The sequence below is a fragment of the Methylobacterium mesophilicum genome, from assembly GCF_036441335.1.
In the GTDB taxonomy this organism is placed as follows: domain Bacteria; phylum Pseudomonadota; class Alphaproteobacteria; order Rhizobiales; family Beijerinckiaceae; genus Methylobacterium; species Methylobacterium mesophilicum_B.
In genome coordinates this window covers 1-13491 of record NZ_MLBW01000027.1, presented here as the reverse complement: position 1 = coordinate 13491, position 13491 = coordinate 1, and the positions used below count along the sequence as shown (strand labels likewise).

The window sequence follows — 13491 nt, the reverse complement described above, 5'->3', positions numbered from 1 at the left end:
GCCGATCCGGGCGATCTCGATAGTCGCGGACCGCCGAACTATTTGGCCGCGTACGCGCTGCAGGGCAAGCGTATCCCGACCCTTTTGTCGATCAAGTCGCAGGTATCGGAATTATCAAGATCGCGAACGGATGGAATTATCGCGAATACTGAGATTTAAGAACTTGTTCAGCGGCGACATCTACATGGAGGGGCGAACGTCCCCGAACGGATCCCGGTCTCGCCGATCCCTTCGCACTTATCGCGGGTCGCCTCGATGCTGCACTTGTGTTCTTCCCGCGAGCGGGCGTGGCTGACGGCGCTGGGGCGCGCCCTGGCCGTCGTCGAGTTCGGAATCGACGGGGTCGTCCGCACGGCCAACGCCGCGTTCCTGGACCTGACGGGCTACAGCCTCCCGGAGATTCAGGGCCGTCATCACAGCCTGTTCGTGCCGGTCCGTCACCAGGGCGGCGCCGCCGAGCGCGCGCTGTGGGACCACCTGCGCGCCGGCACCGTCTCGGGCGACGAGTTCCAGCGCGTCACCAAGGACGGGCGCGAGATCTGGCTCCAGTCCAGCTACGTCCCCGTGGCCGGGCCCGACGGCCGGATCGAGAAGATCGTGACCTTCGCGATCGACATCACCGTCCTGAAGGCACAGACCCTGGATCTGAACGGCCAGATCGCCGCGCTGCACCGGTCCCAGGCGGTGATCGCCTTCGATCCGACGGGCGTGATCCTCAACGCCAACGCCAATTTTCTCGACGCGCTGGGCTACCGGCTGGACGAGATCGTCGGACAGCATCACAGCCTGTTCGTGGATGCGGACGAGCGGGCAGGGCCCGCGTACCGGGCCTTCTGGGACAAGCTGGGACAGGGCGAGTTCGCCGCGGGCGAGTTCAGGCGCGTGGCCCGGGACGGTCGGGACGTCTGGATCCAGGCGACCTACAACCCGATCCTCGATGCCGACGGACGCGTGGTCAAGGTCGTCAAGTTCGCGGCGGACATCACCGCGCAGGTTCGCGACCGCCAGCGGCGGGTGGAGGCGCAGCGGGTGATCGGCGGAGACCTCGACGCGATCGGCTCCGCGATCGAGGACATGGCCCGGCAGACGGTCGCGGCGGTCGAGACGGCCGGACGCGTGTCCGGCGACATCCAGTCGGTCGCCTCGGGTGCGGAGGAATTGTCGGCCTCGGTCGGCGAGATCAGCCAGCAGGTCGGTCGCGCCGCGCGCAGGGCCGGCGAGGCGGTCGAGCAGGCGAGGCAGACCGGCGCGATCGTCGCGGGGCTGAGCGGGCAGGCCGCGCAGATCGGCGAGGTCGTCACGATGATCCAGGGGATCGCCGCGCAGACCAACCTGCTGGCCCTCAACGCCACGATCGAGGCCGCGCGCGCCGGCACGGCCGGCAAGGGTTTCGCCGTGGTCGCCTCCGAGGTCAAAGCCCTCGCCGAGCAGACCGCCAGGGCGACCGATCAGATCCGGGGGCAGATCGTGGCCACGCAGGCGGCCACCCGCGACGCCGTCGACGCGATCGGCTCGATCCAGGCGACGATCCGGGCGCTCGACCAAGTGTCCGGAGCGATCGCCGCCGCGGTGGAGCAGCAATCCGCCGTCACCCGCGAGATGTCGGGCAGCATGCAGGCGGCGGCCCAGGGAGTGGCGACGATCGCGGGCGGCATGGACGCCATCGCCCGGTCGAGCGACCGCGTCGACGCGGCGACGCGTCAGGTCCGCGAGGCCGCGCGCGCCGTGCGCTGAGCCGAAGGTGCCGCGCCGGTGTCGGGCTCCCGACGGGCGGGACCGCGAAGGCGGGGCCGCCGGCGGGGGAGGGGCTCCCGCCTCAGAGGCCCATGAGCACGCCAGCCGAGCCGGCGACCGTCATGGCGAGGCCGCCCAGGAAGGCGCCGATCATCGCGTAGGAGAAACCCTTCAGGACCATGTCGTGCACGCCTCTCATCGAGCAGCGGGTCTCGGAGACCCGGGATCACCAACTGCAGCGATGATGCCGGATCGGCCGGGCGCGTGCGGTGCGAAGAGTCACGCTGCGCCGCGGAACCGTTCGGCGCCGGTTCAGGCGGCCCCGGCGGGCGCGCCAGTCGCCGGGCCGGTCCCGCTCAGGCGAAATGCGCCGGCAGGCTGAGGGCCTGCGCGTAGGTCGCGAGGGCGACGGCGCCGGCGATCAGGGTCGCGGCCAGGGTGATGCGGTTGGTCCAGGTCATCGTCGTCTCCATCAGGATCGCGACCGGGCCACGACCCTGTTCGCGGTGTGGCCCCATCTACGCCCGGGCTCCCGGCCCGGGCGTGTCCGAGAGCACCTGCGGAGCATCGGTTCCCGCGAGGATCCCGGGCCGCATGTCGACCGGACCTCATCGGTCCACCTGCGGGCACAGGGGATGTCGCGACGCGGGACGGCGTGCCGTCCCGGGAGCCGATTCATCCGGCCTCGGCGTCCTGTTCCGCGTTGGACGCGACCGTGAATCCCTCACGGTCGAAGACGGTGTAGAGGACGCCGGCCGGATCGAGGCCGAGTCCCGCGATATGCGCGGTCGCCGCCTCCCTGGCTTCGGCCAGCGTGCTGAACGGATCCGGCAACTGGTACATCCGCGACGCCTGCTCGGCGCCGTCGCTCTGCACCGGCGGCGTTGTGATCTCGACCGTGTAGGGCACGACGTCCGCCTGCCGATGACTAGTGGAACACGCCGAGGAAATACAGCAACAGAATGATCGGCAGCGGGATCCCCAGCAGCCACAGCAAACCACCGCGCAGCATTCGCACCTCCTCTATGTCGAAAATCGTACCGAAATATCGGTCGGTTCGAGACTGGAACGCGCGAACAGCGGAAAGGGATGCACCTTCATGGCGTGAATGCTCGGATCGAACTTCCAATAGAGATGTGGAAAACCTGGATATGGCCGGCCGCGCGCGCGGTGAAGGGCGCCGATCCGGCCCGATCGCCGGGGCGGGGGCTCAGCGATGCAGCGCGGCGACCCAGTCCCTCGGGGGATCCACCGGGGCGGCCATCCAGGTCCTGGCCCAGGCCAGGGCAGGGCAGGGCAGGGCGGTTCGCGTCGATCGGCCGAGCGGCCATCCGGGCGGCCACGTAGGCGTCCTCCCGCGGTTTGCCCGTGTCCTGGGCGACCCGCTCCCGGCCGGGCCTGCTCCGGTGCGCCGACTGCGGGTCGAAAGCCGCGCGGACGCAGCCCTGTCAGGCGCGCTCCAGGCCCGGCAGGCCGGCCGTCTCCGCTGCCAGCGCCGCGGCGGGCGTCCGCCTACTCACCGGACGCGCGATCCGCCTGCGGGGCGGCGTCGGCGAGGGTCATCGCGTGGGCGGCCGTGCGCAGCTCATGACGGGCCACGCCGTCCGCGAGCGCGACCAGGGCGACGACCACGAGGCCCAGCATGAGGAAGCGGCGGATGGTCAGGGCGGGGATGAGCATCAGGGGCGCCTCGCGGAGACGTCCCCACCGTAGCGGAGCCGCCGCGCGCCGACTGCCACCCCGATGCCACATGAGTACGGAAAGCGAACGCCCGGCCGCCGGGTCCCGGCGGAGACAGCCCGGCCCACCCGTGACGCCGGCGCCGGGGCCCTGGCCGCCGTCGCGTGGGGCGCGGCCTCCGTGTACAGGGCCGCCGCCTCGAATAGACGTCAGATCCGATCCGATACTGACGATTGTGCGCGCTCGCACGCATTCGCGGCAAACATCGGTCTAGTTTCCCTGTCGAACGCCGACATTCGGCCCGAACGAGCCGAGACGATCGTGACCGCCGGACCGACGATCGTCCTCACTCGCGACAGTTGACCGGATGACTTCGTGACGAAGTCGTACGAGGTCTGTCATGATCCTCCGCATGTTCGCTGCCGCCGCTCTCGCCGCGGCCCTCGCGACGCCCGCCTCAGCGCAGGGATCCGCGCAGGGACCCGCAGAAGGATCCGTGCAGGGACCCGCCGCGGAACACGGCCTGGCCGACATCACCGACGTGATGCTGCCCGAGCTCTCCGTGACCTATTATCGGCCCGCTCCGGCCGACCGGTCCGCCGGCCCGCACGCGGCCGGCACGGCCGGCCGCCTGACCCGCTGACCGGCCGGGCCCTCGCGGCCCGACCGGTATCGCGGACCGGGTTCGGCGGGAGGGGAGGGCACTTCACGGCGCGCCGGCCGACCTCGCCCCGATCATGCCGGGCGTCGACGCGATCTCGCCGCGGGCTTCCCCGGCCGACATGCACGCACGATTAGTGTTGACGACCGGCAATGCTATGATCGGTGGCACGTATACGGTATGGATCGACGCCGTGAGCGCGCCTGGACGCGAGAGGCCGATTGCCATGACACGCTTGACCGTCGCCGTTCTGGTATTCGCCCTGGCGAGTCCCGCGCTCGTCGCGCAGGCCCAGCAGGATATCCCGATCCAGCGGGATCTGAAGCGCATGGATCGTCTCGATCAACGGCTCGGGCGCGAGGATACCGAGCTGAAGGTCGATCCCAACGTGACGCCGGACAATCCGGACGGCGTCGTCGGCTTCGACGGACCTCCGTTCAACTACGGGGATCCCGGCGTGATGGGTGACGGCCCCCTGCCGCCGGGCTCGCCGGCCGACGACGACGACTGGTACTGACCCGGTCCGGCGTGCCCCGCGGCCCTGGGACCGAGCGCCTCGGCGAAGACGCCCGACACCAGGCTGCAGAAGCGGCGCAGCTCCGTTCGCGCGGACGATCGTTCCTGCGGTCGGCGCAATCCTGCTGTGGACAGGGGCTCCGGCCCGGCCGCCCGGCCGCCATCCTTTCCGGGGCGGTAACCATGCCGGTCCTACCAGCCGCGTCCCCGGACGGTGAGGCAGGTGGACGAATGGGCGACGACGTGGCGGCGATCCTGTTGACCCTCGTGACCGAGAATTCCGAGCTGCGCGAGCAGCTCGCCAGCGCGCAGGACATGCTGATGGAGACGGCCATCGATGCCGGGCAGCTCCATGCCCGGATCCAGGGTCTGGAGGCCGAGCGCGCGGCGTGGCGTGCCGAGGCCGGGCACCGGGACGCCCGCGCCGCCCTGACGGCCTGACGGTTCGGCCGCGCGCCGACCGGGCGCGGACGGGGCGCGGACGGGGCGCAGGGCCGGATGTCGCGGTCGGAACCGGGACCGTGTACGGTCAGGGGCCGTCGAACGATCGACACGGGAGCGCGCGGCGATGGTCACGGACGTCCTGCCCCCGCTCGGTCGGGCCGCGCTCCCGGCCGGCCTGCGCGCCCGCTTCGTCGAGGGCGTGAACGGCCTGCGCATGCATGTGCTGGAGGCGGGCGACGCGGGCCCCGACCGCCCCCTCGTCCTGCTGGTGCACGGCTTCCCCGAGATCGCCTATTCCTGGCGAAGGGTCATGCCGGCCCTGGCCGCGGCGGGCTACCACGTCGTCGCCCCCGACCTCCGGGGCTACGGCCGCACCGCGGTCGCGCCCGTCGCCTTCGCGGACGACCTCGCGCCCTACCGCCTGCACAACCACCTCCTCGACCTGCTGTGCCTGCTGAGCGCCCTGAAGCGCGACAGGATCGCGGCGCTCGTCGGCCACGATTACGGGGCCTGGGTCTGCGGCTACTGCGCCCTGGCGCGGCCCGATCTCTTCGGCATGGTCGCCCTCATGAGCGCGCCCTTCGCGGGCGCGCCGCCGCTCGGCGCCCTGGCCCGCGGCCTCCGGGCGAGGGCCGCGAGGCCGCGATCGCGGCGCAGAGCCGCGAGGCCGGCCTCGCCCTCAACGATCTGGAAGCGGCGCTCTCCCGCGCCCTGCAGCAGCCCCGGGCCGGCAGCCACCCGGAGGTGGAATCCGCCCTGGTGGCCGACGCGACCCTTCGCCGGATCAGCGCCCGGCTGATCGTCCTGCGGCACGCCCCGGAGGCGGCCGCCCCGGAGGCGGAGCCGTGGCGGGCCTGGATCACCGCGACCCTGGCGGCCCTGGGCGCCGACAGGCCCGTGCCCGAGCGGCCGGCGCTGGATCGCGGACAGTCGCTCGTGCGCCTCGTCAGTCAGGTCGACCTTCTGGTCGGAACCCTGCGGCCCGGGGAGATCCGGGCCGCGACGGTTGCGGATGGCGGAGCCTCGGCTTCGAGCGACGGGACCGAGGCGCGGGCCGGTCAGCCCGTCCTGCCGTCCTGACGGACGGCATCCCGATCACCGGGCCGGCGGCCGTCCCGCGGGACCGGCCGCCCGTCAGAACCGCGGCAGGGCGTTGGCCGGGCCGCCGGCATGCGGGCCGCTGTAGCGGTAGGCGGCCGGCCGCGCCGGGCCGGCGGCGTCCCGGTACAGGACGGGGGCGTTCCCGACCCAGCCCGAATAGGCCGAGGCCGGGTAGGGCGCGTGCTTCGAGTCCAGGCCCTGCGCGAGGGCGGGCGTGGCGACCGCGGCGACCAGGGCGGCGGCGGCGAGCATGCGAACGGTCATGATGATCTCCTGATGTTCTCGTATGACTTCAGCGGGAAGTCATCCGGTCAACCGTGTCGAGTGAGGAAGATCGTCGTCGCGATGCGCTGGGCGGCGGTCTTGATCGCTCCGGCTTTGCTTGGCCGAATGTGACCTCTCAACGGGGATACTCTGCCCCGGGTTCGACCGCTGCCGTGCGCTGGCGCACGGGGAGACGCGGCGCGGGCCCGACGGCGCGCGACGGGGTCCGGGCACGGCCGGGGATGCGTCCCGCGCCGAAGCGTGGCACAGACCGCGGCCTGAAAGGGATGCAGACCATGCGGCTGATCGTCGGCCTCGGAAACCCGGGCGCGCGCTACGCGGGCAACCGCCACAATATCGGCTTCCTCGCCGTCGACGCGATCGCCCGCCAGCACCGGGCGAGCCCGTTCCGCCACCGCTTCCAGGGCGAGGCCGCCGAGGTGGTGCTGGGCACGGAGCGGGCGATCCTGCTGAAGCCCTCGACCTTCATGAACGAGTCCGGCCGCGCGGTCTCGGAGGCGCAGCGCTTCTACAAGATCCCGCTGGCCGACGTGATCGTCCTGCACGACGAGCTCGACCTCGCCCCCGCCAAGCTCCGGGTGAAGCTCGGCGGCGGCAATGCCGGCCATAACGGCCTGCGCTCGATCACCGCGCAGTGCGGCAACGACTACCGCCGGGTCCGGCTCGGCATCGGCCATCCCGGCGACAAGGCGCTGGTCCACGCCTACGTGCTCAACGATTTCGGCAAGGCCGAGCTGCCCTGGGTCGAGGATCTCTGCCGGGCGGTGGCCGACCACGCCGCCCTGCTCGCCGCCGGCGAGGACGCGAGCTTCCAGAACAAGGTCCACCTCGCCATGGCCGGCCGCGGCTGGGACGACGTGAAGACGCTGGGCGCCAGAAATTGACACGCCCACACGGGGACGGGATATCGGGGCGGGCGAGAGGGTCCGATGAAGGCGGTGCGCGTCGCGCCCGGCTGTCGGCGGTTCGATTGCCTCCCGGCGGCCGCGGCCCGGCGCGTCGGTGCCGCGCGCGCTCGACCGAGGACAGGGCGCGCGGCGTCGTGTTCGCGGGCCCGATTCTCATCAACCCATTCCGCGCGTCGCCCGACGACGCGCTGCGACGGAACTGACCCATGGGCTTCAAATGCGGCATCGTCGGCCTGCCGAACGTCGGCAAGTCGACCCTCTTCAACGCGCTGACGCAGACGGCGGCCGCCCAGGCGGCGAACTACCCGTTCTGCACCATCGAGCCGAATGTCGGCGAGGTGGCGGTGCCGGATCCGCGGCTGAGTGACCTCGCCCGGATCGCCGCCTCGAAGGAGATCATCCCGACGCGGCTGACCTTCGTGGACATCGCCGGCCTCGTGCGCGGCGCCTCCAAGGGCGAGGGCCTGGGCAACCAGTTCCTCGCCAATATCCGCGAGGTCGACGCCATCGCCCACGTGGTCCGCTGCTTCACGGACGGCGACGTCACCCACGTGGAGGGCAAGGTCGATCCGGCCGCCGACATCGAGACCATCGAGACCGAGCTGATGCTCGCCGACCTCGACAGCCTGGAGCGCCGCGCCCAGGCGCTGGAGAAGAAGGCCAAGGGCGCCGACAAGGAGGCCAAGGAGACCCTCGACCTCGTCAACCGGGCGCTCCCGCTCCTGCGCGACGGCAAGCCCGCCCGCCTCGTGGAGCGCAAGCCCGACGAGGAGAGGCTGTTCCAGTCGCTCGGCCTGATGACCGCCAAGCCCGTCCTCTACGTCTGCAACGTCGACGAGGGCGACGCCGACAAGGGCAACGCCTACTCGGACGCGGTCTTCGCCCGCGCCAAGGCGGAGGGCGCCGTGGCGGTGGTGGTCTCGGCCAAGATCGAGAGCGAGATCGCCGTGATGCCGGAGGCCGACCAGGCCGAGTTCCTGGAGGCGGTGGGCCTCGCCGAGCCGGGCCTGAACCGGGTGATCCGCGCCGGCTACGACCTCCTCGGCCTCGTCACCTACTTCACGGTCGGTCCCAAGGAGGCCCGCGCCTGGACGATCACCAAGGGCACCCGCGCCCCCGGGGCGGCCGGGGTGATCCACTCGGATTTCGAGAAGGGCTTCATCCGCGCCGAGACCATCGCGTTCAAGGACTACACGGCGCTCAACGGCGAGGCCGGCGCCCGGGACGCCGGCAAGCTCCGGCTGGAGGGCAAGGATTACGTGGTGCAGGACGGCGACGTGCTGCACTTCCGCTTCGCCAACTGAGGCCCGGCACCCGTCATCGCGCGCGCAGCGACGCGACCCAGGGCGACGCGACCCAGGGCGGCGCGACTCCGGTGAGCGCTGCGCCGCCTGGATAGCTTCGCTCCGCTCGCAGAGACGGCGATCCCGATCGCCCACCCCACCGATCACCGTGACGAGCCCGCCATGCCCGATCCCGTCCTGCCCGATCCCGCCCTGGAAGACTTCTCCGTCGGCGACGTGATCGTCGGGGCGCCGCTGACGGTGACCCGCGACGCCATCGTGGGCTTCGCGCGGGCGTTCGACTTCCAGCCCTTCCACCTCGACGAGGCGGCGGCGGAGACGACCTTCGCGGGCCGGCTGATCGGCTCGGGCTGGCACACGGCGGCCCTGGGCATGCGGCTGCTCCAGCAGGGGCCGTTCCGGGGCGGCTCGTCGCTGGGCGCGCCCGGCATCGACGAGCTGCGCTGGCTCGCGCCGGTCCTGCCGGGGGACGCCCTGACCCTGACCTTCCGGGTCGCGGGCCTGCGCGACTCGGCCTCGAAGCCGGGCCTCGGCTTCCTGACCGCCGAGGTCGCCCTCGCCAACCAGCGGGCCGAGACCGTGCTGACCCAGCGCTTCACCTTCATGCTGGCCCGCCGCGGCACCGATCCCCTGCCCCCGCGGCCCGTGGAGATCGGCGTGCCGGCACCGGTCACCGAGCCGGACGATGCCGAGATCCTGCCGTTCCTGCGGGACGCCGAGATCGGCGCCGTGCGGGAGCTGGGCGCTTACCCGTTCAGCGCCGAGGCGATCGTGGCCTTCGCGCGGGCCTACGACCCGCAGGCCTTCCACCTCGACCACGCCGCGGCCAAGCGCAGCCATTTCGGCGGCCTCTGCGCCTCCGGCTGGCACACGGCGGCCGCCTACATGAACCGGATGCTCACGACCCGCGCCCGGGACGCCGCCTACACGGCCACCCGCGGGCCGGTCCCGGAGGCGGGGCCCTCACCCGGGTTCAAGAACCTGCGCTGGCTGAAGCCGGTCTACGCGGGCGACACGGTCCGCTTCAGCGCCAAGCTCACCGACAAGCGCGCCTCGGCGTCGCGGCCCGGCTGGGGGCTGGCCTTCGCGCGCAACACCGGGGTCAACCAGCGCGGCGAGGCGGTCTTCAGCTTCGACAGCGCGGTCTTCCACCAGTGGGAGCCCTGAGCCGACCGGGCCGGGCGGGTCTCACGCCGCCCGGCGGCGCTCCGGGTAGAGCCCGTACAGGCCCTCGCGGCTCGCCGCGCAGATGCCGCGCTCGGTGATGATCCCGGTCACGAGGCGCGACGGGGTCACGTCGAAGGCGGGATTGGCCACCGGGCTGCCGGGGGAGACGACCTCGATCGTGGCGAAGCCGCCGTCGGGCAGCCGGCCGGTCATGTGGGTGACCTCGCGCCCGTCGCGCTCCTCGATCGGGATCTCCCTGACCCCGTCCTCGAGCGTCCAGTCGATGGTCGAGAACGGCAGGGCGGCGTAGAACGGCACGCCGTTGTCGTGGGCCGCCAGCGCCTTCAGGTAGGTGCCGATCTTGTTGCAGACATCGCCGCTCGCCGTGGTCCGGTCCGAGCCGACGATGCAGAGATCGACGCCGCCGTGCTGCATGAGGTGGCCGCCGGCATTGTCGGCGATGACCGTGTGCGGCACGCCGTGGCCGTTCAGCTCGAAGGCCGTGAGCGCGGCGCCCTGGCCGCGCGGCCGGGTCTCGTCGACCAGGACGTGGACCGGCACGCCCCGCTCGTGGGCGGCGTAGATCGGCGCCAGCGCCGTGCCCCAGTCCACCGTGGCCAGCCAGCCGGCGTTGCAGTGCGTCAGCACGGTGACCGGCCGGTCGCCGCCCCGGGCGGCGTGCAGGTCAGCGATGACCTGGCCGCCATGGGCGCCGATCGAGCGGCAGCTCGCCACGTCCTCCTCGGCGATGCGGCCGGCCTCCGCGAAGGCGCGGGCGAAGCGCTCGTCCGGCGCGACCTGGCGCAGGTTGGCGGACACCCGGTCCAGCGCCCAGCGCAGGTTGATCGCCGTCGGCCGCGTCGCCGCGAGGGTCGCCACCGCCCGGTCGATCCCCTCGTGCGAGGCGTCGGCCCGCATGGCGAGCGCCAGTCCGTAGGCGGCCGTGACGCCGATCAGCGGCGCGCCCCGCACGATCATCGTGCGGATCGCCACCGCGGCGTCCTCCAGCGTGGCCAAGCGCTTCAGCTCGAACGCGAAGGGCAGGCGGGTCTGGTCGATCACCTGGACGCTGACGCCGTCCGGGTCCGGGAAGATCGTGCGGTAGGGCTGGCCGTCGATGTTCATGGCCGCTCCTGTGCCACAGCGGGGCGGCTTTTGCATCCTCCCGGGTGCCGCCGCGACGGCCTGGGGATGCCCGGCCGGCGGCCGGTCAGCCTTCCTCAACCTTAGCGGGTCGTTAAGGCGCTCGTGCCTAGCCTCGGGGGTAAGTTCCCGTTTCGCGTCCGGTCCCGCATGCGCTCGCTTCGCCGTCCCGCATCGCCCTACGAGACTTTCGTCGACAGCGTTCGCCCGTTCCTGGGCAAGCGCCTGACGGAGCTCGGCGGCTTCGTGCTGTTCACCGGCGCGGTCGCCCTGACCGTGGCGCTGGCCACGTGGTCGATCGACGACCCGAGCCTCAATCACGCCACAGACCACGCCGCCCACAACGTCCTCGGCCAGCCGGGCGCCGTCGTGGCCGACCTCGCCATGCAGATCCTGGGCCTGGGCTCCCTGGCCTTCGTGCTGCCGCCGGTGCTCTGGGGCATCCGGCTGATGCGGGAGCGCGACCTGCCCGAGGGCGGGCTGCGCATCGCCCTCTGGATCATCGGCTTCTGCGCCGCGAGCGCGGTGGCGAGCGCGCTCCCGCCGACGACCCGCTGGCCGCTGCCCACGGGCCTCGGCGGCGTGGCCGGCGACGGCCTGCTGTCGATGGCGCGGGTGATCGTCGGCGCGGTCTCGTCGGCGGCGGCCCATCTCGTGGGCTTCGGCTACGCCGCGGTGGCGATCCTCAGCCTGACCGGCGCCTGCCGGTTCGGCGCCGTCGAGGAGGATTCCCTGCACGACGACCCCTACCCGATCCGGCGCGCGCCGGACCGGGGGCGGGATTCGGGCCGCGACGAGCGCGAGGATGCCGACGAGCCGAGCCTCGGCCTCGTGGGCGTCGGCGCCCTGGCGCAGGGCNGGGGCAGCCTGAGCCGGCCGGGCGGCGACCTGCGGCGCCTGCCCACGGGCCTCGATCTCCGGAACGTGCGGCTCGTAGAGGGCGTGCGCGCCGCCTTCGCGTTCGGCGTCGTCATCCTCCTCAACCTCTGGATCCAGTGGTCGCCGCTGCTGACCATGGCGCTCGCCGCCAACCTCGCCTGCTTCTGCGACAACGGCGGCCCGATGCGCGCGCGCCTGCGCGTCCTCACCGCCTTCTCGGTCCTCGGCGGCCTGCTCTGGGCCGGCCTCGGCCTGATCCAGCCCCTCGGCCTGCCGGTGGTCGTCCCCGTCGCCTGCGCGCTGATCTTCGCCTGCTCGTACGCGCGGGTCTGGAGCGTGCAGGCCCAGTCGGCCGGCAACGTGCTCGTCGTGGTGCTGTGCATCGCCCTCGACCGGCCGCTCGACGGCGCGCAGGCCGCCGTCACCGCGGCGATGTTCGCGGCCGGCGGCCTCTGGGCGACCTTCCTGGCCCTGGTGATCTGGCGGCTGCACCCGTACCGCCCGGCCCACCGGGCGGTGGCGGAGGTCTGGCACAATCTCGCCCGGCTCTGCGGCGACCTCGAGCGGCTCGTCGCCCTGCCGGAGCCCGACACGGCCGCCTTCGACGGCCACGCGCGGGGTCACCGCCGCGGCGTGCGGGCGAGCATCGAGACCGCCCGGACCATGATCCTCGACCTCGCCCGCTCCCGCGAGCGCGTCTCGGACCGCACCGCCCAGGCCCTGCTGCGCCTGGAGAGCGCCGAGCAGATCTTCGCCGCGCTGATCGCCGTGGGCGAGCTGATCGACAGCCGACCCGACGCGCGCCGCCGGGCGCTCGCCAAGGTCTTCCTGCGGCGCCTGCGCCCCCTGCTGGTGACCATCGCCCGGGCGATCCGCGACGACGTCAACCTCGACCTCGCCCGCCTGGAGCACTCCATCGCCCGGGTGGCCGAGGGCCTGTCGGAGGACCCGACCCTGGCCCGCCTCGCCGACCGGATCGCCGGGCGCGTGCGGCTCGGCGCCAAGCTGTCGACGCCGGAGGGCTACCGGCCCGGCGGCACGATCACGGAGGGCGGCAGCCTCGACCGCTGGATCCGCTACGTCGGGCCCCTGGCGCAGAACTTCACCCTGGCCTCGCCCAACCTGCGGCACGCCCTGCGGGCGAGCGCGGTCGCGGCGCCGGCGCTCGCCGCGACCCTGACCTACGCGGGCGCCTTCACGCACTGGCTGGTGATGACCGTGGTGCTCACCATGCAGCCCTTCTACGCGGCCACGTGGCAGCGGGCCCTGGAGCGGATCGGCGGCACGGTGCTGGGCGGCCTCGTCGGCGCCGTGCTCGCCTACTATGCCACGAGCCCGCTGGCGGAGGCCGGGCTCATCCTCGTGCTCAGCATCGTCGGCTTCGCGGCGCGCCAGATCTCGTACGGGTTCTTCGTCACCTGCCTGACGCCCCTCGTGGTGCTGCTCGTCGAGTTGCTGGAGCCCGGCCACAGCTCCTGGGAGATCGTCGCCATGCGGGGCGGCTTCACGGTGCTGGGCGGCGTGATCGCGGTGGCGAGCTGCCTCGTGCTCTGGCCGATCTGGGAGCCCGATCAGGTCCGGCAGGAGCTGCGCCGGGCGCTGAAGGCCCAGGCCGGCCTCGCCGAGGCGGTGCTCCGCGCGCCGCCCGGCGAGGGCCGCGAGGCCGCGA

At 72.7% G+C, this 13491-nt stretch carries 14 protein-coding genes; 10 read left to right on the top strand and 4 right to left on the bottom strand.

Translation table 11 applies throughout. The features are described 5' to 3' along the window. The first annotated feature begins 255 nt into the window (after positions 1-255). On the top strand, positions 256-1734 hold the full coding sequence (locus MMR14E_RS17535) for a PAS domain-containing methyl-accepting chemotaxis protein (protein WP_331316013.1): 1479 nt from the start codon (positions 256-258) through the stop codon (positions 1732-1734). A gap of 675 nt (positions 1735-2409) precedes the next feature. On the opposite strand, the gene MMR14E_RS17530 is transcribed toward MMR14E_RS17535, so the two are convergent. Together MMR14E_RS17530 and MMR14E_RS17525 are read right to left on the bottom strand one after the other, a co-directional pair. Next, positions 2410-2643 (bottom strand): hypothetical protein, encoded by a 234-nt coding sequence (locus MMR14E_RS17530; protein ID WP_331316011.1) that lies wholly within the window; start codon positions 2641-2643, stop codon positions 2410-2412. Positions 2644-3246: 603 nt separating this feature from the next. Beyond that, positions 3247-3414 carry a hypothetical protein gene (locus MMR14E_RS17525; RefSeq protein ID WP_331316009.1) on the bottom strand — a complete coding sequence of 56 codons (168 nt, stop codon included), beginning with the start codon at positions 3412-3414 and terminating at the stop codon, positions 3247-3249. Positions 3415-3910: 496 nt separating this feature from the next. On the opposite strand from MMR14E_RS17525, the gene MMR14E_RS17520 reads away from it, so the two are divergent. The 5 genes from MMR14E_RS17520 (at position 3911) to MMR14E_RS17500 (ending at position 6115) form a co-directional block, all read left to right on the top strand. After that, positions 3911-4057, top strand: coding sequence for a hypothetical protein (locus tag MMR14E_RS17520; RefSeq protein ID WP_331316008.1), 147 nt, complete (start codon positions 3911-3913; stop codon positions 4055-4057). Between the two features lie 244 nt (positions 4058-4301). Next, the gene (locus MMR14E_RS17515) at positions 4302-4592 is read left to right on the top strand and encodes a hypothetical protein (protein ID WP_331316007.1); all 291 of its coding nucleotides are present in this window, start codon (positions 4302-4304) and stop codon (positions 4590-4592) included. A 230-nt stretch (positions 4593-4822) separates the two neighbouring features. Further along, positions 4823-5032 carry a hypothetical protein gene (locus tag MMR14E_RS17510; RefSeq protein ID WP_331316005.1) on the top strand — a complete coding sequence of 70 codons (210 nt, stop codon included), beginning with the start codon at positions 4823-4825 and terminating at the stop codon, positions 5030-5032. 127 nt (positions 5033-5159) lie between these two features. Then, positions 5160-5834, top strand: a complete 675-nt coding sequence (locus tag MMR14E_RS17505) for an alpha/beta fold hydrolase (protein ID WP_331316003.1) — start codon at positions 5160-5162, stop codon at positions 5832-5834. Next, a complete protein-coding gene (locus tag MMR14E_RS17500) occupies positions 5795-6115 on the top strand; it encodes a hypothetical protein (RefSeq protein WP_331316002.1) in 321 nt (106 codons plus the stop codon). The genes MMR14E_RS17505 and MMR14E_RS17500 overlap by 40 nt, the downstream gene beginning before the upstream one ends. A gap of 54 nt (positions 6116-6169) precedes the next feature. Here the strand turns inward: MMR14E_RS17500 and MMR14E_RS17495 are convergent, their stop codons facing one another. After that, on the bottom strand, positions 6170-6400 hold the full coding sequence (locus MMR14E_RS17495; RefSeq protein WP_331316000.1) for a hypothetical protein: 231 nt from the start codon (positions 6398-6400) through the stop codon (positions 6170-6172). Between the two features lie 296 nt (positions 6401-6696). Here MMR14E_RS17495 and pth point away from each other — a divergent pair, with 296 nt between their 5' ends. The 3 genes from pth to MMR14E_RS17480 all read left to right on the top strand — a co-directional run bounded on the left by pth (position 6697) and on the right by MMR14E_RS17480 (position 9800). Beyond that, the gene (gene pth, locus MMR14E_RS17490) at positions 6697-7305 is read left to right on the top strand and encodes an aminoacyl-tRNA hydrolase (RefSeq protein WP_091682753.1); all 609 of its coding nucleotides are present in this window, start codon (positions 6697-6699) and stop codon (positions 7303-7305) included. A gap of 230 nt (positions 7306-7535) precedes the next feature. Further along, a complete protein-coding gene (gene ychF, locus MMR14E_RS17485; protein WP_331315999.1) occupies positions 7536-8633 on the top strand; it encodes a redox-regulated ATPase YchF in 1098 nt (365 codons plus the stop codon). A 177-nt stretch (positions 8634-8810) separates the two neighbouring features. Further along, on the top strand, positions 8811-9800 hold the full coding sequence (locus MMR14E_RS17480; protein ID WP_331316163.1) for a MaoC/PaaZ C-terminal domain-containing protein: 990 nt from the start codon (positions 8811-8813) through the stop codon (positions 9798-9800). A 21-nt stretch (positions 9801-9821) separates the two neighbouring features. Here MMR14E_RS17480 and mtnA read toward each other — a convergent pair whose 3' ends face one another. Continuing rightward, the gene (mtnA, locus tag MMR14E_RS17475) at positions 9822-10925 is read right to left on the bottom strand and encodes an S-methyl-5-thioribose-1-phosphate isomerase (RefSeq protein ID WP_331315998.1); all 1104 of its coding nucleotides are present in this window, start codon (positions 10923-10925) and stop codon (positions 9822-9824) included. 168 nt (positions 10926-11093) lie between these two features. On the opposite strand from mtnA, the gene MMR14E_RS17470 reads away from it, so the two are divergent. Then, a partial coding sequence (locus MMR14E_RS17470; protein WP_331315997.1) for a DNA translocase FtsK 4TM domain-containing protein occupies positions 11094-13491 on the top strand: 2398 nt, incomplete at its 3' end.

Coding starts and splice junctions, on each gene's coding strand:
- MMR14E_RS17535 (WP_331316013.1), top strand. CDS start 256: ATGCTGCACTTGTGTTCTTCCCGCGAGCGGGCGTGGCTGACGGCGCTG.
- MMR14E_RS17525 (WP_331316009.1), bottom strand. CDS start 3,414: ATGCTCATCCCCGCCCTGACCATCCGCCGCTTCCTCATGCTGGGCCTC.
- MMR14E_RS17515 (WP_331316007.1), top strand. CDS start 4,302: ATGACACGCTTGACCGTCGCCGTTCTGGTATTCGCCCTGGCGAGTCCC.
- MMR14E_RS17510 (WP_331316005.1), top strand. CDS start 4,823: ATGGGCGACGACGTGGCGGCGATCCTGTTGACCCTCGTGACCGAGAAT.
- MMR14E_RS17505 (WP_331316003.1), top strand. CDS start 5,160: ATGGTCACGGACGTCCTGCCCCCGCTCGGTCGGGCCGCGCTCCCGGCC.
- MMR14E_RS17495 (WP_331316000.1), bottom strand. CDS start 6,400: ATGACCGTTCGCATGCTCGCCGCCGCCGCCCTGGTCGCCGCGGTCGCC.
- pth (WP_091682753.1), top strand. CDS start 6,697: ATGCGGCTGATCGTCGGCCTCGGAAACCCGGGCGCGCGCTACGCGGGC.
- ychF (WP_331315999.1), top strand. CDS start 7,536: ATGGGCTTCAAATGCGGCATCGTCGGCCTGCCGAACGTCGGCAAGTCG.
- mtnA (WP_331315998.1), bottom strand. CDS start 10,925: ATGAACATCGACGGCCAGCCCTACCGCACGATCTTCCCGGACCCGGAC.